We start from the raw sequence: 22,493 nt of genomic DNA, 5'->3' as shown, positions 1-22,493 counted from the left end.
AGCTTTTATGCGGATATTGTTTGTAGCAGCTACGGAATTTGAAGTAGAAAGTCTCAAGTCTGAGGTCGAAAGTCTGAAGAAGAAGCCAGGATTAGGACTTCATACTCACGACTTCGGGCTCCTTATAACCGGCGTAGGCATGGTAGCTACTGCTTTTGCCCTTGGGCGCGAACTGACAACAAACCAATACGACCTGGCTATTAACCTGGGCATTGCCGGCAGTTTCGACCGCGATATTGCACTGGGCGATTTAGTAGAAATAACAGACGATACCATAGCCGAATTAGGCGCTGAAGACGATGAAACCTTTTTGCCCATTAACCAAATGGGTTTTGGAGAAAGCAATTTTAAAGCGAGTAAACAACTATCGGCTATTTATAAAGGCCAATCAATAAGGCAAACCTCCGCAATTACCGTAAATACGGTGCACGGTAACCAGGCATCTATCCAAAAAATACAGCAGCGCTTAAATGTGCAGATTGAGAGCATGGAAGGCGCGGCATTCTTCTTTGCCTGTCGCGAAGCGGGGGTGCCTTGCATGCAAATCAGGGCAGTGTCAAATTATGTTGAAAAACGTAACCGGGATGCGTGGCAGATAGGTTTAGCCGTTAAAAATCTGAATACATTTGCTGCGGAGTTGCTTCGAATGTTGGATGGATGAAACGTTGTAAGTTATTAGTTTCAATCAACCTTGCAACATTCCAACTTTAAAACATTTCAACAGTAAAAACATGAAACTAACCATTGGCTTTTCGCCCTGCCCTAATGATACTTTTATATTCGACGCGCTGATCCATCATAAAATAGATACCGAAGAACTGGACTTTGAGGTGTTTTATGATGATGTGGAAACGCTAAATCAAAAAGCATTTCGCGGCGAACTGGATATTACCAAACTAAGTTACCACGCGTTTGCTTATGCAGCTGATAAATACATTCTGCTGGATGCCGGCAGCGCCCTTGGCTTTGGCGTAGGGCCTATGCTGATATGCAAAGGAAATGCAGAAAAATTAAAAGCAAGACTTGAAGCGGGCGATACATCTCTTAAAATAGGTATCCCGGGGAAATACACTACCGCCAACTTTTTGTTAAGCCTTGCATACCCGGATGCTACCAATAAACAGGAATTAGTTTTCTCAGATATTGAGAATGCCGTGCTTGATGGCCGAGTAGATGTTGGCCTCATCATTCACGAAAACCGTTTTACCTACCAGGATAAAGGCCTGCACAAGATCATCGACCTGGGCGATTACTGGGAAAAACGTACCGGCTGCGCCATCCCGTTGGGTGGTATTGTGGCAAATCGTAATTTATCTTTAGATGTTCAGCACAAAATAAACCGCGTGCTTAAACGGTCGGTAGAGTTTGCTTTTGCCAATCCAAAATCAGGGTTGGAATACATTCGCTCGCACGCACAGGAAATGAGCGAGGAGGTGATGTACAAGCACATCGACCTTTACGTGAATAAATTTTCTGTTGACTTGGGCGAGGAAGGTAAAAAAGCCGTGAAGCTTTTGTTTGACACCGCGCTGGAGAAAGGGATTATCCCAAGTGTGAGCGAGAGCTTGTTTTTGAACAAGTAAGAAAAGGCAGAGGGCTATGCGATTCCTTCCCTTGGGAAGGTGCAATAAGGGGTTTAACAAAGCGGCTAACCCCTCCCTCCACTACCCGGACAAACGCACCCCTCCCACCAGGGAGGGGTTTGAAAAACTATTATTCCTCCGTTACTCGGCTCCAGCCCACAGATGTTAGGAAGAGCCAAAATGGCGGGAATTGTGGGGTCGAGAGCTTCCGTGTAGCTACTTGACAAACGTGTCTTCTATGACCCATAGGGTCTACCGCTTTGTAGCCAATGAAAAGAATATAGTTTTGCTCCGTTAGGAGCTACCCTTTATCGGCTTTTCCGGTATAGAATAATGTAATGTTGCTACCTGTATGGTAGTTGGGTAGCCGCTATGCGGCACAACTACCGATTATTATTGTTTGCTACAAAGCGGTAGACCCTACGGGTCATTGCCCTTCTACATTATAAAACTTGTGGGTACGCGGTAGCTCTCAGGAAGGGAACTTTATCAAAACTTCAATCTTCCCAACACCTGTGAACTTGAGCAGAGTGACCGATATTACACGGCGTCCCGCCGCAGTACACTACAACCATAGGCCGCCATGTTATCACTGGGCTTAAGCCAGGTGATTCCGGTAAATATATTTGGTTTATTTCTCCGCCAGCAAATCATCCGTCAATTTTTCAAACTCGCTGATAAACTCGGTGTAATGCTCGTCGGTGCCAGGACCACTAAAACCAGTGTGGATCTTGCGCACATCGCCACTTTTATCAATAATAATAGTTGTTGGGAAACCTACAACTTTGGTAAGCATAGGCAGGCTTTTGGCTGTTTCTACCTTATTGCTGGTATAGCCAGTTATCAGTATAGGGTATTTAACATCAAACCTGTTTTTGAGTTGCGCCAGCGCTTTTTGCGATCTGGAAAAATCAGTAGTGCGCTCATACGCTAGGCCTATAACTTCTACGCCCCTTGGCTGATATTTTTTATAGTAGTTAACCATATAAGCGGTTTCATCCATACAGTTAGGGCACCACGACCCCATGATCTGGATGATAACCACCTTGTTTTTATAACGGGCATCATCAAGCGATACAGGTTTGCCGTTCAAATCCTTAAAAGTAAAGGCCAGTTTCTTGTAGCCGGATTTTAAGGCAGCCAATGAGAAAGCATCGGGTAATTTGGCGCTATCATCACGCACCGCTGTCCATACGTCTTTGCCGGTTAAGCCCGAAAAGAATTTGCCATCGGTAAGGGTATTATTATCAGCTATTTTAGCGGTAAACAGAAAGGCGTGCCCACCATCAAAACACGAAAGATATAAGCTGTCGCCGCTAACCGTTCCTTCTAAAAAGCGATAGTCGCCGGTGGTAGTAAGGAAAGTACCGGTAACCTTTTGGCCAACCTGTTTAAATTCGCCAACGGTGGTATCGCGGCCATCACCTTCACCAATAATGGCACTCCATCGGCCACTTACATTATAATTAGTTGCTGCCGGAGTTTTTAAAAAACGCCATGGAGTTGCAGCGGTAGCTTTAAATTCTATCTGCTGATCTTTTTCGCCAAGGTGCCTGATGAACAGGCCCTGCAAATTATCCCCGGTTTGCTTCAGCCTAAACTCTGAATCAAACAAAGGCATTTTAATAAATACCGAATCTCCCTTTGCGGTTACATCAGTTACTTTGAAATGTTCGGTGCTGTTAATAATGGCCAGTTGCTGCTTGCCGCCGGTGTTGGTAACCTCAAAATTAAAGGGGATGTGGTTGGCTGCCGCCGTAGTTAAAGCACCACGCCATATACCTGTTTTAAGCTTGGTTTGCGCGGTAGTTATTTGGGTAAGCGCGGCAACAAGTACCGCGCTTAATAAGATCTTTTTTATCATGAGTAAAAATAGTCTACTAATTTTATATACTTTATCAAAAGTAATAAATGTAGCTAAACTATTTCAACACCTCGCGCGATATGACAATGCGCTGAATTTCAGAAGTACCCTCATAGATCTGGGTGATTTTTGCATCGCGCATAAGGCGTTCTACGTGATATTCTTTTACAAAACCGTAGCCACCATGTATCTGTACCGCCTCAATAGTAGTACGCATAGCGGTTTCTGATGCAAAAAGTTTAGCCATTGATGCAGCCTGCGCATATGGCAAACCCTGGTCTTTTAACCAGGCTGCGCGGTAGCAAAGCAAACGGGCTGCCTCAATTTCGGTAGCCATATCGGCAAGTTTAAACTGGATGGCCTGCAGGTCGGCAAGGGTTTTACCAAATGCCTTGCGCTCTTTAGCATATTGTACCGATAGCTCGTAAGCCCCAGCCGCAATACCTAAAGCTTGTGAAGCGATACCGATGCGCCCTCCCTCTAACGTAGCCATTGCGAATTTAAAGCCAAACCCATCCTCGCCAATGCGGTTAGCCTTTGGTACTTTAACATCGGTAAACATCAGCGAGTGCGTATCAGAACCGCGGATGCCCAGTTTATTTTCTTTTGGGCCAACGGTAAAGCCATCCATGCCTTTCTCTATGATCAGCGCGTTTATACCGCGGTGCTTTTTGGTGGCATCGGTTTGTGCCATTACTATATAAGTAGATGCGGTATTACCGTTGGTTATCCAGTTTTTGGTGCCGTTAACCAGGTAATAATCGCCCATATCAATAGCGGTGGTATGCTGTGATGTAGCATCCGATCCCGCTTCGGGTTCGCTAAGGCAAAATGCGCCTATTTTTTCGCCTTTGGCTAATGGCATTAAGTATTTTTGTTTTTGTTCTTCGTTACCGTATTTCTCCAGTCCGTAACAAACCAGCGAATTGTTCACTGATACCACTACCGATGCTGAAGCATCAACTTTTGAAAGCTCTTCCATCACTATAGCGTAAGATATGGCATCCATACCGCTTCCACCATATTGCGGCGATACCATCATCCCTAAAAAACCAAGTTCGCCAAGTTGTTTTATTTCTTCTGCCGGGAATTTTTGGTGCTCGTCTCGTTCAATAACGCCGGGTTTTAATACGTTTTGTGCAAAATCACGCGCCGCCTGGCGTATCATTAGGTGTTCTTCTGTAAGTTCAAATTGCATAATGGTAAATAAAGCTTAAAGGTATAATTATTATGCATGCATAGCAAAAAATCGGTAACAAAAAAAGAGAGCCTTTTTGAAGCTCCCTTTTCCCCTAATTAATTTAAACTATTGATTAAACCCAAAATAAAAGAACATATTCATCTCAACTTGGGCAACTGAGAATTCACTTTTGGCCTTAACATCAGAAAAGTTTTCATAGGTAGATGAAATGTTTTTCAAAAGATGCATGCAGGGCTATTTAACTTTTAACAAAAGGCAAGCCATAATTGCCAAAAAATCTAAAAAATAAACATAGGCTACTTATTATTTTATTCTTTTAAAGAACATTTTTCTTTTTAGGCAAAAATTAAACTTCAATAGGTTTTTTACTATATACTGATTATTAGAGAATTATGTATATATTAAAAGTTTAAACAGATTTTATCGGCGCAAAAAACCACGTATTTATACGCGGTTTTCGTTTTCCATAAAAAAATTAATATTTTTTTGCTTTACCCATTCTTTAACCCCACATTTTAATAAATTTACCTGAAAGCCGGTGTACAGAAAATTATAACATTCTGTTTTTCCATACACAGGCTGTATTATATTTTATACAAACTGCAAAAAATGATGATAAAAAAGAACGCTTTACATGTATTTGCCGCTTGTGCAGTAGGTACCCTATTACTTACCGCCTGTAAAGACAAAAATAAAATATACGCCGAAAACGATGTGCTGATAAAAAACATTGATACAAGCGTAAAACCCGGCGACGACTTTTTTATGTATGCCAATGGTGCCTGGCTTAAAAAGAACCCTATCCCCGGCGCATACTCTTCATGGGGTATTGGCAATGTAGTACAGGAAGACCTGCGCAACAAGCTAAAAAAAATAAATGAGGATGCGCTTAAAGCTACTGCAGCAAAAGGCAGCAACACGCAAAAAATTGGCGACTTTTACTTCAGCGGGCTGGATACCATTAATATAGAAAAAAAGGGCCTTGCACCATTAAAAGATGAATTAGCCCGCGTTGATAAAGTAACTGATGTAAAAAGCCTGGTAGCAGAGTTTGCCCACCTGGAAACCATCGGCGTGCAAACACCGTTTGGTGCCTACGCCGGGCAGGACGACCGCAATAGCGAAAAGATCATCATGCAGCTATCCCAATCGGGTATTGGCCTGCCCAATCGGGACTACTACTTTAATACCGACGAGCACAGCATAGCCATTCGCAACGATTATCAGCAAAAACACCTGCCCACCCTGTTTAAGCTGATGGGCCTTGATGATGCCGCGGCTAAAGCAGCTACACAAAAAACGTATGCGATAGAGAAATTCCTGGCAGATAGCTCACGTAAGCTGGAAGATCTGCGCGACCCATACAAAAACTATCATAAAATGCCGCTCGCCGGGCTTAGCAAGCTTGCCCCCGTAGTAGACTGGAAAGCTACCTTTGAGCAAATGGACTACAAAAAAGTAGATACCGTTATTGTTGGCCAGCCAGAATACTATCGCGCAGTAAACAAAGCGCTTGCCCTGTACAGCATTGACGACTGGAAGAACTACATCCGTAAAAATATTGTGAATGACTACAGCCCTTATCTGAGCAAAGCTTTCGACAACGAGAATTTTCGTTTTTACGGCAACATTGTTTCGGGCAGGAAAGAACAGCTGCCCCGCTGGAAACGGGTGCTGGATACTGAGGGGAGCTTAATGGGCGAGGTGCTTGGGCAGATCTTTGTAAAAGAATACTTCCCCGAGAAAACCAAAAAGCGTTATGTTGCCCTTGTTGAAGCTGTACGCACATCCTTTGGTGAACATATTGATAAACTGGATTGGATGAGCGCCGAAACCAAGAAAAAGGCGCATGGTAAACTGGCTAAAGTATTCCCCAAAGTAGGCTTCCCGGATAAATGGAGGGACTTTTCATCGTTGGATATCGATCGTTCGTCATACGCGCAAAATGTGATGCGTGGCAACAATTTTTGGCATAAGGTAAATGCCGATAAACTGGGCAAACCGGTTGACCGCACCGAGTGGGGAATGACACCACAAACCTATAACGCTTACTACAACCCATCAAATAATGAGATTGTATTACCTGCCGCCATATTTATGATCCCCTGGGCAATGGACGAGAACATTGACGATGCCGTTGTTTATGGTTATGGCGCGGCATCAACCATTGGCCACGAAATTACTCACGGCTTTGACGACCAGGGCCGTTTATATGACGAAAAAGGAAACCTAAAAGCCTGGTGGACGCCACAGGATTCGGTAAAATTTGCGGCACGCGCCAAAATGCTGGCCGATCAGTTTAGCGGCTACACCGTGTATGGCCAGCATATTAACGGCAAAGCCACCCTCGGCGAAAATATTGCCGACCTGGGTGGTATTGTGATAGGCCTTGACGCCTTTAAAAAGACCGACCAGTACAAAGAGGGCAAAACCATTAACGGCCTAACCCCTGTACAACGCTACTTTTTAGGCTACGCCTTAGGCTGGCTGGGGCAGGACAGGAAAGAATCGTTACTGAGCCAGGTATTGACAAATGAGCATTCGCCCGGCTTTTTGCGCGTGAACGGGCCGTTTACCGATGTGCCCGAGTTTTATGAAGCATTCGGCATTAAAAAAGGAGATAAAATGTGGCTGGATCCTGATAAACGGGTGAAAATCTGGTAAGAGATTCTCCTCCTTCTCCGCGCGTAATTGCGAGGTACGAAGCAATCTTCGATAGAAAAGTAGGTGACAAGCATGTCGGAGATTGCCACGTTATCGCTCGCAGTGATGCGTGTTTTATATTAATCGTATTATATTTACCCCATGCAAATCATCCATACACTGCATGATTGGTGGCAGCATCAAACCTGGCTCGAGATAGCCGGGGTTATCACCGGGCTGCTGTGTGTGTACCTGGCGGCCAAAAACAACATCTGGAACTGGCCCTTTGCAGCCGTAAGCGTTATCATTTACATCTTTATTTTTTTTGAGGCCCGCCTTTTTGCCGATATGGGCCTGCAGGTTTATTTCCTGGGGATGAATATTTACGGCTGGTGGTATTGGAGCCAACGGCCGCCATCCGAAAAAAAGGTGCCGGTTGCCCGTATTACAAAAAGCGAGATGGCATTATCGTCAGTAGCTATTGTAGTTTTTACCTTCATTTTAGGCTTTATATTAAAATATACCACAGCATCGTTCCCATACCTTGATAGCTTTTGCACCGCCTGCAGCCTTGTAGCACAGGTTTTTTTGGCGCGGAAGGTGCTGGAGAACTGGCTGATATGGATCTTTGTAGATGTTATATATGTAGGCGTTTATATATTTAAAGATTTGCATCTTACCGCCCTTATGTACGCCGTGTATGTAGCCATTGCGCTGATGGGATATATAGATTGGAAAAAAGACTGGAAGAAGATGCAGGAGACAAGAAATTAATGATCAAATCTGATATCATAAAAATAGCCGTTGTTGGCCCCGAGTCGACCGGCAAATCGCATATGTCGAAGTATCTGGCCCGTCATTACCAAACGGTTTGGGTGCCCGAGTATGCCCGCGAATACTGCGAAAAGCTAACCGAACCACCCACCTGGCAGGACGAGATCAACATGTTTCATGGTCAGTTGTCGCTTGAGGCTACAATACTGCCAAAGGCAAATAAACTGCTGATATGCGATACCACCTTTATTACCGTGAAGATCTGGAGTGATGAGATCTTCGGCAAGGCTCCACAGGAGGTAATTGATGAATTGCCCAAACACCCTTACGATCTTTATTTGCTATTGGATATTGACCTGCCCTGGCAAGACGATCCTTTGCGTGACTTCCCCCACAAGCGCGAACATTTTTTAGATGTATGGCATAAAGAATTACAAGCCCTCCATGCAAATTATGTAACTATATCAGGCACGGGCCAAAACAGGTATCAAAACGCTGTAAATGCGATAAATGCATACATCAACAGCAATTAACCCGATTAACCGGATTAGTAAAAATCGTATTAATTAAAAAAATCTGCTCAATCTTGGTTTTTTTATTGTTAAGCGTGCAACGTTGTTAAATGCCCTGCGTCATTTAACCTGAAACCTGTCAGTAATTTGGAATCCGTATACGTAGATAAACATTATAGCCTGGTGTCTGAGTGTAAGCAGGGCAGTAAAAAAGCCTGTTACGAATTGTACCGATTGTATGCTAAAGCGATGCTAAACGTTGCCTTTAGGATAGTGGGTAATATTGCTGAGGCCGAAGATGTTTTGCAGGAATCGTTTACGGATGCTTTTAATAAGCTGAAGGATTTTAGGCAGGAAACCACTTTTGGTTTATGGCTAAAGCAAATTGTGGTACATCGGTCTATAAACCTTTTGCGCAAACGCAAGTTAGAGTTTGTAGAAGTAGAAGATGGCCACCTGGAAAATGTACCTGACGAGGAACCCTGGGATGATGAAGATGTACAATACCAGGTGGCACAGATAAAAGAGGCCATGAAAGAGTTGCCCGAAGGCTACCGGGTGGTACTATCGCTTTATTTACTGGAGGGGTATGATCACGAAGAGATTGGGCAGATACTAAACATAACAGAGAATACATCACGCACACAGTTTTTAAGAGCTAAAAGAAAACTGGGCGAGATATTAATAAGAAAGGGAATAAAAAAATGAGCAAGCGTTTAGAAGATTTTATGAGCAGCAACAAGGATGAGTTTGACGAACTTGAACCACGCGCCGATATCTGGAACAACATTGCCAAAGAGCTTGATGCCTGGCACGAAGGACAGCAAATGCCAAAAAAGCGCGAAGCAAAAACCTTTTCGCTGGCATTTGTACTAAAAGTTGCCGCTTCGGTGATCGTAGTTATGGGTTTAGGGTTCGGCCTATATCTAAAAAATCAAAAAGCGGCCGGCGGCGTAGACCTGGCCGATATTAACCCAACTTATGCCAAGCAACAGGTGCATTATGCATCGGTTATTGAAGGGCAGCGTACCCGCTTAAAGCTTGTTGCCAAGTTTGACCCGCAGCTTTATAAAGAGTTTAACGCCGAGCTGATAAAAATGGATGCCAACTATAAAAAACTAAATATAGATTTAGCCACCAGCCCCAACCAGGAGCGTGTTTTACGTGCAATGATCCGGAACTTGCAAATACAAACAGAGGTGCTTAATCAGCAACTGAGTGTAATTGAACAATTTAATCAAAGCAAAAAAGATCAGCAACATGAAAACAAAGATATTTAAACACGCCCTGCTTACCATTATTGCGGTGCTGGCAATAAGCACCGGCGTTTCCGCACAGGATTCGCTTGCGGTGCCGCCTATGCCCCCCATTAAGCTAAAGGTGTATAAGTTTAAGGACGATAAGGCATTCAAACAAAACATGGCCGACCTTAAGGTTAAAATGAAACAGCTGCAAAGGCAGATGCAACAAAAAAAATTTAAGATGGATATGAAGTTTGCTTTTAAAGATTTCGATAAAAGTTTTAAAGACTTTGGCAAAAACTTTAACGACAGCTTTAAAGATTTTGGTAAAAACTTTTCAGGCAGTTTCAGCGAAATGTCGCCCAATTTTTCAGGTAGTTTCAAAAACCTTAACGGGGTAAACTACAGCAATAATAACAACGCCGACAACGAAGAGTATAAGCAAAAAATAGCCAGCGGCGAGATGATCGAAAAGGTGAAAAATTATAGCAAAAGCTATCCTGCTGATGGTAACGATGTTTTACAGATAAGCAACACCTTTGGTAAGGTAGTGGTAAATACCTGGGCAAAAAAAGAATTTAAGGTTGATGTGCAAATGAAATTTAGCGCCGATGACGAAGAGTATGTAAACAACATGATAGAAGGCTCAAGCATCAGCGATAGTAAAGATGGTTCAATAGTATCATTTAAAACCAACCTGGCCCGCATTAATAACCGCCGCGGCAGTAATCATATAGAAATAAACTACACTGTTTACATGCCCGCAGGTAATGCATTAGACCTGACCAATACATTTGGCAGCACTGTGTTACCCGATTTAAGTGGAAAAGTAACAATAGTGATAAACTATGGTAGCTTAATTGCACAACAGCTTACCAATAGCGAAAATGATATACGAATTAAGTTTTCCCAAAATGGTCCTTCATCAATAGCTTTACTTAATGGTGGCAAATTTAAACTGGAATATGGGAAGTTAAAAGCAGGTATATTTAATAATGTAGATGCGGACATTTCCTTCTCTACGGTAAGCGTTGATAAACTGAAAAACTCTGCAAGCTTCAGGGTAAGGTATGGCGATGGGGTTAATATTGGGATGATTGACAGATCAGTTAAAAATATCAATATTAATGCTTCGTTCTCTAAAATTAAGCTTGATTTTAAAGATTCGGAAAGCTTTAAATTTGATGTAATAACCAAACTTGGCAGTTTTAATTACAACGACGACAACATAAAAATAACGGCGAAGACGCCATCAGATGAAGAACGCGGTTGGTCATCAACAAAAACCTATAAAGGATATATAGGCAAAGATAACAGTGATGGTAAAATTACCATTCATGCCAGCTTTACCGATGTGAAATTCCAATAAAAAGTATTGAACACACTATAAATAATAAACCCCTTGCTGCGAACGGCAAGGGGTTTATTATTATTGATTTCGGGCTTACTGCTGATTCTCTGTATTGCAGTGTGCTACACAAGGCGTCACTATTAATGTGTAGCAAGTACTCTGCATATCATTATGGCAACCTTGCAAGGCTGCGGTAACACAAGCAGCAACGCAAGCTTCTCCCGTACCACCAGTACCTAACGGTGGCCCACCACCTAAAACATTTTTCATCTCAGCTTTGCTGAGTTTCATAAATTTCTTCATAATAATATAATTTAGTAATTGATGTTATTGCTGTAACTACGCCACAGCAATTTGGGCGGCATGTATTAAAGTGCATACTCCTTACTTTCACGAAAAGTTACTTTATTGTACATCCTTAACTTGTGTAAAATATAGATATGGGCTTATTGTCTGGCTCAATAAACTTATTAAGTTACAGGCAATAAACCTACAATTATTTTAAAATCACGTAGTTTTACGTGGTTTTGGCATGTAACTATTTTGCTCTTTTTTCCCAATTATCAATTCAAAAAATATTGGCTGTATTTGATAATTAATGGCTGATTGATACGGGTAACCAACCTTCTTATTCTCAATAAAAATTAACCTGTTTGTTAAAAGCTACATTAATTGGCGCATTGCCCGGGTAATTGTTAGGTATTAGTGCCGGGCACACAAATAGATTAGTTGCAAGTAAGTGGTGGCGCTATATTACCAGTAGTCAAAATATCAAATACCTGATTATAAGTTATTTATTCATGTTCACGGGTGTTCATGGCAGTGAACGTGAACAGTTGAATGGGCAGCGTGGTTAAACAGGCCACCTATTACGTAAGAAACTTTATAATAAGTGTTATGTATATGAGCCACTCATAAATTAAAAATCTTGCTATAAACGGCAGGGGTTTTGCTATTTTTAGGGCGAACAATACACTGCATGGAAATATTTACCGACCCGGAAGCGTGGATCTCATTAATTACGCTTACCGTTTTAGAAATTGTTTTAGGGATTGATAATGTGATATTCATATCCATACTATCCGACAAACTCCCCAAAAACCAACAGGAAAAAGGCCGTAAACTGGGCTTGGCCATGGCTATGATAACCCGCATATTACTGCTGCTTACCATTACCTGGGTAATGAAATTAACTGCACCGCTATTTAGCATTGCAGGCCTGCTAAATGTTACCGACCCGGAGTGGGTAGAAAAACTGGCTATCTCGGGCCGCGACCTCATCCTTATTATCGGCGGTTTGTTCCTGATCTATAAAAGTACTGCCGAGATCCATCATAAAATTGAGGGCGAAGAAGAAGGCGCAGAGAATGTAAAACCGCATTCGTTCTGGGCTACCATCTTCCAGATCATGCTGCTGGATATCGTCTTCTCGCTCGATTCGGTTATTACTGCCGTAGGTATGGCCCAACATGTTGAAATTATGATAGCCGCCGTAGTGATTGCCGTAGGTATTATGATGTGGGCATCAAGCGGCGTGGCCAGCTTTGTAAACAAGCACCCAACGGTAAAAATGCTGGCACTGTCATTCCTGTTGCTGATAGGTGTATCGCTATTGGCTGAAGCATTTGAGCAACACATCCCCAAAGGGTACATCTACTTTGCCATGGCCTTCTCTATCCTTGTAGAAATGCTGAACCTTAAAATGCGCTCAAAAAAAGCGGCTAAAAGCGCTCAAGGAATAAAAACAACACCGCCAAAGAAAAAGTAGTCTTAAAAACAGGCAAGTTGCAGAAATCAGATACACAAGTGGTATGCTTTATCTAATGCATACCATCAGTCGCTTTGTTTTTACAGTGGTATTTTTTGTAACATTACCTATGCATAAAAAATTAAACCTGCTGCTTTTTGTATTATTGTTTGCTGTAGCGCCAACACTTGCCCAGCAGCCCGGTGCACCTGTTGATGTGCAGCACTATCGCTTTGCCCTTACCTTAAACGATGCCGATAATGTTATAAAAGGCCGGGCAACCATAACAGTCAAATTCCTGAAAGCATCTACAAAGCTGGAACTGGACCTTTACAAAAAAAACACCGAAGGCAAAGGCATGGTGGTAACTGCAGTAACCGAAAACAGCCGCTCGCTAAAATTTACGCAGGATAGTAATAAATTTGTGGTTGACACTAAAACAGCGCAGGGATCCATACATAATTATACAATAACCTACCAGGGCGTACCTGCCGATGGGTTGATCATATCAACCAACCAATATGGCCATCGCACCTTTTTTGGCGATAACTGGGCAACCCGCGCGCATTACTGGCTACCCTGTGTAGATAACCCTGCTGATAAGGCTTCAGTAGAGTTTTTAGTGACCGCACCGCTTAAATACAAGGTTGTAGGCAATGGCCTAAAGGTTTTAGAGAAAACTCTTCCCCATAATAAAAAGCTTACCCACTGGAGCGAAACCGCCCAGTTGCCAACCAAGGTAATGGTTATTGGCGTGGCCGGTTTTGCTGTAGACAATTCAGGGAATCCCGATGGTATACCGGTTTACACCTATGTATTCCCAGAAGATAAGGAAGCTGGGTTTAAAAGCTATGCAGTTGCCAAAAAAATACTTCCCTGGTTTGTAAAACGAATAGGTGCGTTCCCGTATAAAAAGCTGGCCAATGTGCAATCAAAAACGGTATTTGGCGGCATGGAGAACGCCGGAGCTATTTTTTATTATGAAAAATCGGTGAACGGAAGAGAAATAGAAACATTAATGGCTCACGAGATTGCCCATCAATGGTTTGGTGATGCCGTTAGCGAAAAAAGCTGGTGGCATGTATGGCTTAGCGAAGGCTTTGCTACCTACATGACCAACCTGTATATGGAAGGTACTTATGGGGCCGATACCCTGAAGAGCCGCCTCGCTGCCGACAGGAAAGCCATATTCAACTTTGAGAAAAAGTATATGGCTCCGGTAGTCGATTCAATCTTTAAAGGCCCCATGATCAATATGCTGAATGATAACGCTTACCAAAAAGGCGGCTGGGTATTGCACATGCTGCGCCGTAAAATTGGCGATACAGCCTTTTGGAAAGGTATTACGGCTTATTACAAACAATACAACGGCAGCAACGCTAATACCGAAGACCTAAGAGTAGTAATGGAAAACGCCAGCAGTACCGATCTGAAACAATTTTTTAACCAGTGGCTGCGCGAAGCCGGCCACCCCCGTTTAAAAATAACCTGGGATTATAATACTGCCGACAAAACCGTTGCTTTCCATATAAATCAACTACAGGAAAAACCTTACCAGTTTACCCTGGAATGCCTGGTTGATGGTAAGCTATACAAAACAGAAGTAAAGAATAATGCTGCCACCTTTATTGTACCTGTGGCATCTGCTACTGCCATTATAAAGGTTGACCCTAATGTTAACCTGCTCGCCGAGTTTGATACCGGTGGTAATTAAACCTTTTATATAATTGACTGTCTAACTTTAAATCGAATTATAATTTAGTTCCGAAAAATTGATTTTAACCTATATTAAATTTTGACAATTAAAATAATTCAAAATAATATATCTTTTTAAAATATTTTTCGTATAATTGAATCATACAATAACTAAGATGGTTGTTGTGAGAATTAACCCGATCTGTTCACTTAATTTTTAGCATCATGACAAAAGCCTATCAATCCATTTATGTAAAGTTTTGCAGGTGGAGCTTCAAAAATTTTGGTCAGGGTACCCTGCCTCAGTTTAAATCATTGTTTAATGTAAGCTTTTTGCTGGTTGTGGTGCTAACAAACGCCATGCTGCTTACCAAGCTTATGGTAAACGCAAACTGGCTAAAAGTGGATATGACAGCTTATGTAGCCATTTTATTCGGTGCTGTTGGGTTCCTGCTCATTAACCATTTTATACTGTTAAATAACCGCATGTTCAAAAAGCTGAACACCCGCCTGGCAACCATCAGTGTACATAACAAAAACCTGTTTTCGGTAGTATTACTGGTAAATGTAATATTTGCCTGTGGCCTTTGCTTTATCAGATAATAGTATACCACATATAACAAAAAAGCACAGCACCTATTTATTTAGGCCTCTGTGCTTTTTTATTAAATATACTTCTGCCCCAAGCTGTTATAACTTAAGCCAAAACTACCCCATTTCTTTTAGCCACATCGCGCATTACAGCAGGGTCCTTCCCAAATACCTTAACGCTAAGGCACAGGTCTTTTAAAAAATTTTCAGGCCCAAAAGGAGTAATAGTTATCAGCAATTTACCGGTTTGGGTGCCTGCATTCTTAAAATTATGCAACACACCACGTGGAATAAAAATATTACATCCTTTTTCGGCTTCGTATTTTTTTCCATTGGCAAACAGTATAAACTTGCCATCGGCAACAAAAATCACTTTGTCTTCGCGGGTAGAAACATGGGGTGTAGAGCATACGCCTACACTTATCTCTTCTTCAATAATAGTTAGGTGGCCTCCGCTGCATTCAGTACTCAGGATCACACTTTTGCGCGTCCCGGTCATTTCTATATTTTCGCCCGCTTGGGGCTGGTTATAGTTCATAGTAGGTATCATTGCATTAACGTTTTGGTAATGATATGACGGAGGTTTTGCGCTAAGTGTTACAGATACACTTAGAAAATGTTACGTGTTTAAACGGGTAATGAGCTGTTAAACAGACGTGCCGCATCAGATATAGCGGAGGCTCAAGGCCAAAGGCAATACTCTTTTTTTATGGCACGCCCCCATAAGGTGCTTTAAAATAGAGTGCAACTACCATTCGGATCTCTGCAAGAAAGAAAAATCTCCTCCACCCCTCAAATAAATTCTATATCTTTCGGATAACAAAAATCTATCACGTGTTAGTTAAAACCTTTGGAAGTGCGGTTTATGGTATCCAGGCTATTACCATTACAATTGAAGTGAATATTGCGGCTGGTACCAAATATTTTATTGTTGGCCTGCCCGATGTAGCTGTTAAAGAAAGCTATTTCAGGATAGAATCGGCGCTTAAAAACTGCGGCTACCGCATGCCCCGCCAGCAGGTGGTGGTGAACATGGCCCCTGCCGATATCAAAAAGGAGGGCTCTGCTTATGATCTTACCATTGCTACAGGTGTTTTAGCGGCATCCGGTCAGATAGAGGCCGAAGAATTGGACAAATACCTCATCATGGGCGAACTATCGCTTGATGGGGGCCTGCAACCAATAAAAGGCGCGTTACCCATTGCTATACAGGCTCGCAAGGAAGGTTTTAAAGGATTTATACTACCTAAGCAAAACGCCCGCGAAGCCGCTATTGTAGATAACCTTGAGGTTTATGGTGTTGAAAATATAAAACAGGTAGCCGACTTTTTTAATGGCGACACCTCCCTGCTACCTGAGGTTGTTAATACCCGCGATGAATTTTACAACAGCCTTACCGCTTACGACAGTGATTTTAGCGAAGTACGTGGGCAGGAGAACATTAAACGTGCCTTGGAAATTGCCGCAGCAGGCGGTCATAATGTGATACTGATAGGCCCGCCCGGGGCAGGTAAAACCATGCTGGCACGCAGGCTGCCATCTATATTGCCACCGCTAAGCTTGCACGAATCGTTAGAGACTACCAAGATCCATTCTGTAGCCGGTAAACTGTCGGCTGCCGATGCGCTGGTGACCACGAGGCCGTTCCGTTCGCCGCACCATACGATAAGTGATGTAGCACTGGTTGGCGGCGGCACTAACCCGCAGCCGGGCGAGATCTCGCTGGCACATAACGGCGTATTGTTTTTGGATGAACTGCCTGAATTTAAACGCAGCGCGCTTGAAGTAATGCGACAGCCGCTTGAAGAACGCCGGGTAACTATATCGCGCGCCAAGTTTGCGGTTGATTACCCCAGCAGCTTTATGTTAGTTGCTTCTATGAACCCCTGCCCATGCGGGTACTATAATCACCCCGAAAAAGAATGTATTTGCCCGCCGGGTATGGTGCAGAAATATTTAAGCAAGATCTCGGGGCCGCTGCTTGACAGGATTGACCTGCATGTGGAAGTAACCCCGGTAAATTTCAATGAGCTATCATCAGAACGTTTGGCCGAAAAAAGTGAACTGATACGTGACAGGGTGATAAAAGCCCGCGAGGTACAGATTAAACGGTTTGGCGAACGGCCCGATCTGCACGCCAATGCACAAATGAGCCCGCAAATGGTAAGAGATGTATGTAAGATAACCACCGCTGGGCAAACGCTGTTAAAAAAAGCAATGGAAAAATTGGGCCTTTCTGCCCGCGCTTATGACCGCATCCTGAAAGTTGCCCGCACTATTGCCGATTTAGCCGGTAGTGAAGAAATATTATTAGAACACCTGGCCGAAGCCATCCATTTTAGGAGCCTGGATAGAGAAGGCTGGGCAGGGTAATGGAAAAGGAACAGAATATAACAGGTGCTATTACACTTAAGTTTAAAATATACTTCACAAACTGGATAAACGTATTGAGTATAGCATTAGGCACGTACCTGTTTGTAGTAATTAGTGAAGTATTCAAAACGGGGGGCTCGGCTCTTGTACAAATGCTTATTATGGCGGTATGTACAATTGTACTGTATGGCGGCATTTGCTTTACGGGATTCTTAATAGGCATGTTACTGCTGGATCTGATATTGATGAACAGCAACACAAAATACCTTAGATTAAAACTTATTGTTGAATGGGTATTGATCAGCGCGCCATTTACTTATTGGTTGGTAGAGTATTCAGAGTGGATATTTTTAGTAGCCATTATCTTTTTTTTAATAACCCAGTTTATTAGGGAGAGACGGATTTTAATACTACTGGCATATAACAGCTTCCGTCTTTAGCAGGTCGTGTTCCTTTTAATTCTCCCCTTCCGGTTAACATTACACCATCGCTTTTATATCTCTAATTAAAAAATTTGCTTTTTTTAAAACTTATTTATAGCTTCACCCCCCTACATTACCCATGAGCGACAAAGTAAAAAAGATCATCATTTTTGACGATGATGAGGACATCCTATCTATTTGTAGTTATATTTTAGAAGAGCAGGGATGGGAGGTTCACACCTTTACAGATTGCAATGATATTATTGAAAAAGTTGCCGGTATTTTCCCCGATGTAATATTGATGGATAACTGGATACCTGATGTGGGGGGTATTAATGCTACCCAAACCCTAAAAAAAGATGAAACACTAAAGCAGATCCCTGTAGTGTACTTTTCTGCCAACAGTGATATTCAACTACTTGCCGACCATGCAGGTGCCGAATCATACCTGGCCAAACCGTTTGACCTGGAAGATCTGGAAAGGGTTATCAACTCTGTACTGGTTAATTAACAAAATAAAACATTAAGCATAAAAAAGCCATCCGTTAATTAACGGATGGCTTTTGTTTTTTATTTACATTGGGCCACCACCCATAGGAGGGCCACCCATGCCACCACCAGGAGGCCTGTTACCACCACCATCACCGCCTCTGAAGCCCCCTCTGTCTGGATTAGACGGGGTTTTGCCAGAGAATTTCTGCAGGCGGAAAGTAAAGGTTAACAGATAATAACGACCAAGCCTGTTTACGTTTGTTTGTGTAACAGTGCTGCCGTTGGTAACCGTAGAGAAACCTGTATTTTCGTTAAATAAATCGTATGCTGCAAAACGTAAGGTACCACGATGGTCTTTTAAAAACCTGCGTTCTACATAAGCATTAAAAATATTAGGGTTTTTAATATTAATACTGCTTGAATACCCGTAGTTTAATGTTTTGGTATAATCGTAGCTTAAGGTCCAGTCTTTCCACACATAGTTTTTGCCGTTGATACCCAGATCAAGAGAGCGGATATTGGTATTTTGATTGGTTAACGGAGTGTTTAAAGAATTGTCGGTTTTATTCAGCGAATATCTGGAGAATATCTCTGCATCTATCACATCTGTAATATTCGTTCTAAAACGTAATTGCGGCGCAAAAGTTAAAGTTTTAGCAATGTTTTTTTCAATAGGTGTAATATCGTTTTCAGCATTAACACTTTGCGAGTAGCCTATGTTATTAGTATAGTTTACCTGGCCGCCAAATATTAAAGTATACTTACGTTGGCTCCATGGCTTAGAGTAAAGGAAATTAGCTCCGGCTGAATAGTAGCCATCTGAATTTAGATATTTGATCAGCGTTGTGTTTTGATAGTTTTTCAAAGAAGGGTCTGCCGCTAAGGTTGCAGCAGTAAATTCAGGCGGATAGCTAATAATATTCTGTACTATTTTATGATCGGTTTGGGTATAGTTTAAGCCTATCAGGAAGATATTGCCTGTTTGAAAACTAAATGCATTATAACGTAACGATACATTGTTAGTAAATTCTGGCTTCAGGTTAGGATTACCTTGCACCGGATACAACGCATTAGAGAAATCGGTAACGGGTTGCAGCTGGTTAAAGGCAGGCTGATTACTACTGCCGTTGTAATTAAATCTTAACGACTGGCTACGGCTGAAATTATAGTTAAAACTTGCGGCCGGGATGATATTAAATGTAGACACACTTGTAGATACATTATTCATCAGGTTTACGCCATCAAGTTTTGATGGCTGTCCACCAACACCCAGTGTTAAGTTATACTTCTTTTCAACAATACGGTAGTTAAGGCCAAATCGGTTTGTAGTAAATGTATAATTATAGTTATTACTTAACAGATCGTACCTGTGGTACAAATCAGGCGTTGAAGTGTAAAGAGTATCTGTTTCTTTATCGCTTGATGTAAAGGTATGGTTAAGTGCGTAATTAAACTCAAGGAATGATACCTTACCAATAGGCTCCTGGTATGATAGGTTTACACCATAAGCATTTGTACGGCTATCGGTGTAAATAACCTGGTTCTCGGGAGCGGTTGGGATACCTACTGTATAGTTATTAATAGGATTATCATACGCATTATTTTTATTGGTGCTTGCATTAAAACCAATGTTTAAATTACGCTTGCTGTTTTTAAAACGATGGTTAAAAAAACCTGTTAAGCCATAATTTGGAGCCGTTGAGGTACTAATTGTGGTTGATGTATAAGCCAGATTGGTAACATTGTCGCGTATTAAAGATTGATTGTCAACACTGTTTACGTCAGTACCTGCATAACTAAACGTAGGCGTAACTTTTAAATAGTTGAGGGTATCGGGCTTCCACTCCAGGTTAAAGTTAAATCTGTGGTTGGTTGGTGTGCTGGTTTCCTGGCTTTGCTGTGTGCTGGTGCTTGGGTTGGCCGAGCTATTGGTTTGTAATGTGGTAGAATTGGTAAAAGTAGTATTATTACTAAAGCTATAACTACCATATACAGATAAATTTTTACCCCACTGGTCTCTAAAGTTTAACCCTATAGAACGGGCATTTGTTATCCCATTCGCATTAGTAGTAGAACCCGTAGAACCGCCACGCAATGCGTTACCACGGCCACCACCGCCACCGCCAAAACCACCACCGCCCGCAGCACCGCCTGTGGCACTACCGTAGCTAAAAGTGTTAACGTTGGTGTTATTAAGGTTACCAAGTACCGAGATCTGCTGATCGCCTTTAAACTTAAAGAAATTCAATAAGCCTATGTAACGATTGGCATTAGTTACACCAGGTTCTTTAGGTAGCAGGTCTGAGCCATCGCCGCCAGTTGCCTGGCCAAAATATCCGTAATTTTTATCCTTACGGATGGTAAGATTCAATATTTTATTTGGCTCGCCGGTTTTTACACCGGTAAGATTTGCCTGGTCGCCGTAATCGTCAATTATCTGTACACTTTCAATTACATCTGCAGGCAGGTTTTTAGTAGCGCTTTGTACATCACCCCCAAAAAAATCTTTACCGTTTACACGTACTTTGGTAATTTGCTTTCCCTGCGATGATACCGTACCATCTGTTGCAACATCTACACCGGGTATCTTTTTAAGCACATCCTCAATAGGCGCATTTTCGCGTACTTTATATGCCGCTACAGAATACTGAACCGTATCTTCTTTAAATACAATTGGGTTAACCCCCACAATAGTAACTACGCCCAGTTGCTTGGTTGCCGATCTTAGTACTATTGGGTCAAGCACAACGGGCTTTCCATCGCCTTGCAAGGTATAATGCTTAATCAGGCCTTCAAAACCTATTGAGCTTATGGTTAATGTTATCTTATTTCCTTTTACCGATGGAAAGGTAAATTTACCATTAACATCAGCAATAGTAATACTGCTGTCACCAAGCTCGGTGCGTATTTTAACATTACTGCCCGGGAGGGTTAATTTGGTAGTATCCACAACAGAGCCGCTTACCGGCCGTGCGGTTTGTGCGGCAGATATGTAGATATTTAAGCAAACCAATGCTAATATTAAATAAAGGTACTTCATGATATTTTAATAACGTAAGGGTATATTACAAAATGCTTATACAAGCACATATTGTACAAATGTTCACTTTATTCGGTTTATATATTTAATAATCATAGCATTGTTACATATTTAAATATGTAAATAATAGAATTGTTACACTGCCAAATAAAAAGCCCTGCAAATGCAAGGCTTTTTACAATTTTTAAACATACAACGGCATGTTTTTATATACAATTGCTTAATATCTTAGTTCAGCCGAAAGGCCGATGCTACCTGATTAAAGTTTCTAACGTTTAAACCGGGGTGTGTTGCAGATAAAGTGGTAAGCGATGTTCCGGATATTACAACAACCCTGAAATCTAAATTAGAGCCTGTAAAGTTGGCTTTAATATCTACATAACCAACGCCATAGTTAGATAAGGTGAGTGTACGGTCGGCTTCGGCGTATGGCAAAGCATAATAACCGGTAGTTGTGCCGCTCACCCTAAAGTAAACAAGCACTATACCACTGTTAACCACATCAGCCGTTATTGCCGGTATAGAAAACCTGGTTAAGCCCGTTAAAGTGACACTTTTATTTAGCAATAAAAAGCTTTGTGCGTTTGCACCATCCTGACCTGCAGGGCCTTGTGGGCCAGCTGGCCCGACGGGGCCTTGCGGGCCTGTTGCACCGGTAGCGCCTGTTGCACCCGTAGCGCCAGTTGCACCTGTAGCGCCGGTCGCACCTGTGGGGCCTTGCGGGCCTGTTGCACCCGTAGCGCCAGTTGCACCTGTAGCACCGGCCGGGCCTTGCGGGCCTGTTGCACCCGTAGCGCCTTGTGGGCCGGCTGCGCCGGTAGCACCGGTAGAACCCTTATCTCCTTTTTCGCCTGCCACACCTTGTGGCCCCGGGGTTGTAGATTTTTTACAGGCACTTACGCTTAAAAGGCAAAATGCCATAGCAATTATTAAAAGTCTATTTTTTTTCATACTTATTTAGTCA

Annotated in this window: 20 protein-coding genes; 14 read left to right on the top strand and 6 right to left on the bottom strand. The window is 42.3% G+C overall.

Annotated elements, in window-relative coordinates:
• The first annotated feature begins 7 nt into the window (after positions 1 to 7).
• Together mqnB and IDJ75_RS09845 are read left to right on the top strand one after the other, a co-directional pair.
• Complete coding sequence (gene mqnB / locus IDJ75_RS09850; RefSeq protein WP_191175454.1) at positions 8 to 661, top strand: futalosine hydrolase; 654 nt, start codon at positions 8 to 10, stop codon at positions 659 to 661.
• A gap of 70 nt (positions 662 to 731) precedes the next feature.
• The gene (locus IDJ75_RS09845; RefSeq protein WP_191175453.1) at positions 732 to 1,583 is read left to right on the top strand and encodes a menaquinone biosynthesis family protein; all 852 of its coding nucleotides are present in this window, start codon (positions 732 to 734) and stop codon (positions 1,581 to 1,583) included.
• Between the two features lie 631 nt (positions 1,584 to 2,214).
• On the opposite strand, the gene IDJ75_RS09840 is transcribed toward IDJ75_RS09845, so the two are convergent.
• Together IDJ75_RS09840 and IDJ75_RS09835 are read right to left on the bottom strand one after the other, a co-directional pair.
• Positions 2,215 to 3,447, bottom strand: coding sequence for a TlpA disulfide reductase family protein (locus IDJ75_RS09840; protein ID WP_191175452.1), 1,233 nt, complete (start codon positions 3,445 to 3,447; stop codon positions 2,215 to 2,217).
• A 58-nt stretch (positions 3,448 to 3,505) separates the two neighbouring features.
• Positions 3,506 to 4,645, bottom strand: coding sequence for an acyl-CoA dehydrogenase (locus IDJ75_RS09835; RefSeq protein ID WP_191175451.1), 1,140 nt, complete (start codon positions 4,643 to 4,645; stop codon positions 3,506 to 3,508).
• A gap of 612 nt (positions 4,646 to 5,257) precedes the next feature.
• Between IDJ75_RS09835 and IDJ75_RS09830 the strand changes: the two genes are divergently transcribed.
• The 6 genes from IDJ75_RS09830 to IDJ75_RS09805 all read left to right on the top strand — a co-directional run bounded on the left by IDJ75_RS09830 (position 5,258) and on the right by IDJ75_RS09805 (position 11,187).
• Entirely contained in the window at positions 5,258 to 7,312 is a 2,055-nt protein-coding gene (locus IDJ75_RS09830) for a M13 family metallopeptidase (RefSeq protein ID WP_191175450.1), read from the top strand.
• Positions 7,313 to 7,453: 141 nt separating this feature from the next.
• The gene (gene pnuC / locus IDJ75_RS09825; protein WP_191175449.1) at positions 7,454 to 8,065 is read left to right on the top strand and encodes a nicotinamide riboside transporter PnuC; all 612 of its coding nucleotides are present in this window, start codon (positions 7,454 to 7,456) and stop codon (positions 8,063 to 8,065) included.
• The gene (locus IDJ75_RS09820; protein ID WP_191176107.1) at positions 8,065 to 8,598 is read left to right on the top strand and encodes an AAA family ATPase; all 534 of its coding nucleotides are present in this window, start codon (positions 8,065 to 8,067) and stop codon (positions 8,596 to 8,598) included. The genes pnuC and IDJ75_RS09820 overlap by 1 nt, the downstream gene beginning before the upstream one ends.
• Positions 8,599 to 8,724: 126 nt before the next feature.
• A complete protein-coding gene (locus IDJ75_RS09815) occupies positions 8,725 to 9,285 on the top strand; it encodes an RNA polymerase sigma factor (RefSeq protein WP_191175448.1) in 561 nt (186 codons plus the stop codon).
• Positions 9,282 to 9,857 carry a hypothetical protein gene (locus IDJ75_RS09810; protein ID WP_191175447.1) on the top strand — a complete coding sequence of 192 codons (576 nt, stop codon included), beginning with the start codon at positions 9,282 to 9,284 and terminating at the stop codon, positions 9,855 to 9,857. The genes IDJ75_RS09815 and IDJ75_RS09810 overlap by 4 nt, the downstream gene beginning before the upstream one ends.
• Positions 9,838 to 11,187, top strand: a complete 1,350-nt coding sequence (locus IDJ75_RS09805; protein ID WP_191175446.1) for a hypothetical protein — start codon at positions 9,838 to 9,840, stop codon at positions 11,185 to 11,187. The genes IDJ75_RS09810 and IDJ75_RS09805 overlap by 20 nt, the downstream gene beginning before the upstream one ends.
• A 75-nt stretch (positions 11,188 to 11,262) precedes the next feature.
• Here the strand turns inward: IDJ75_RS09805 and IDJ75_RS09800 are convergent, their stop codons facing one another.
• Entirely contained in the window at positions 11,263 to 11,472 is a 210-nt protein-coding gene (locus IDJ75_RS09800) for a hypothetical protein (RefSeq protein ID WP_191175445.1), read from the bottom strand.
• 676 nt (positions 11,473 to 12,148) lie between these two features.
• Here IDJ75_RS09800 and IDJ75_RS09795 point away from each other — a divergent pair.
• From IDJ75_RS09795 to IDJ75_RS09785, 3 genes are all read left to right on the top strand, one after another.
• Positions 12,149 to 12,937 (top strand): TerC family protein, encoded by a 789-nt coding sequence (locus IDJ75_RS09795; protein ID WP_191175444.1) that lies wholly within the window; start codon positions 12,149 to 12,151, stop codon positions 12,935 to 12,937.
• 109 nt (positions 12,938 to 13,046) lie between these two features.
• Positions 13,047 to 14,630 carry a M1 family metallopeptidase gene (locus IDJ75_RS09790; protein ID WP_224746551.1) on the top strand — a complete coding sequence of 528 codons (1,584 nt, stop codon included), beginning with the start codon at positions 13,047 to 13,049 and terminating at the stop codon, positions 14,628 to 14,630.
• 206 nt (positions 14,631 to 14,836) lie between these two features.
• A complete protein-coding gene (locus IDJ75_RS09785; RefSeq protein ID WP_191175442.1) occupies positions 14,837 to 15,214 on the top strand; it encodes a hypothetical protein in 378 nt (125 codons plus the stop codon).
• A gap of 94 nt (positions 15,215 to 15,308) precedes the next feature.
• Here the strand turns inward: IDJ75_RS09785 and IDJ75_RS09780 are convergent, their stop codons facing one another.
• Entirely contained in the window at positions 15,309 to 15,752 is a 444-nt protein-coding gene (locus tag IDJ75_RS09780) for a cupin domain-containing protein (protein WP_191175441.1), read from the bottom strand.
• Positions 15,753 to 16,036: 284 nt separating this feature from the next.
• On the opposite strand from IDJ75_RS09780, the gene IDJ75_RS09775 reads away from it, so the two are divergent.
• From IDJ75_RS09775 to IDJ75_RS09765, 3 genes are all read left to right on the top strand, one after another.
• The gene (locus IDJ75_RS09775; protein WP_191175440.1) at positions 16,037 to 17,575 is read left to right on the top strand and encodes a YifB family Mg chelatase-like AAA ATPase; all 1,539 of its coding nucleotides are present in this window, start codon (positions 16,037 to 16,039) and stop codon (positions 17,573 to 17,575) included.
• Positions 17,575 to 18,015: a hypothetical protein gene (locus IDJ75_RS09770; protein ID WP_191175439.1), complete on the top strand. Its 441-nt coding sequence runs from the start codon at positions 17,575 to 17,577 to the stop codon at positions 18,013 to 18,015. Before IDJ75_RS09775 ends, IDJ75_RS09770 begins: the two co-directional genes overlap by 1 nt.
• 121 nt (positions 18,016 to 18,136) lie before the next feature.
• Positions 18,137 to 18,508 carry a response regulator gene (locus tag IDJ75_RS09765; RefSeq protein ID WP_191175438.1) on the top strand — a complete coding sequence of 124 codons (372 nt, stop codon included), beginning with the start codon at positions 18,137 to 18,139 and terminating at the stop codon, positions 18,506 to 18,508.
• Between the two features lie 63 nt (positions 18,509 to 18,571).
• On the opposite strand, the gene IDJ75_RS09760 is transcribed toward IDJ75_RS09765, so the two are convergent.
• Both IDJ75_RS09760 and IDJ75_RS09755 read right to left on the bottom strand, forming a co-directional pair.
• On the bottom strand, positions 18,572 to 21,529 hold the full coding sequence (locus tag IDJ75_RS09760; protein ID WP_191175437.1) for an outer membrane beta-barrel protein: 2,958 nt from the start codon (positions 21,527 to 21,529) through the stop codon (positions 18,572 to 18,574).
• A 228-nt stretch (positions 21,530 to 21,757) separates the two neighbouring features.
• Positions 21,758 to 22,480, bottom strand: coding sequence for a collagen-like domain-containing protein (locus IDJ75_RS09755; RefSeq protein ID WP_191175436.1), 723 nt, complete (start codon positions 22,478 to 22,480; stop codon positions 21,758 to 21,760).
• Positions 22,481 to 22,493 lie beyond the last annotated feature (13 nt).

Origin of the sequence: Mucilaginibacter rigui (assembly GCF_014773275.1) — a bacterium.
Taxonomy (GTDB): domain Bacteria; phylum Bacteroidota; class Bacteroidia; order Sphingobacteriales; family Sphingobacteriaceae; genus Mucilaginibacter; species Mucilaginibacter rigui_A.
This window is presented reverse-complemented; position numbering and strand designations above follow the sequence as displayed.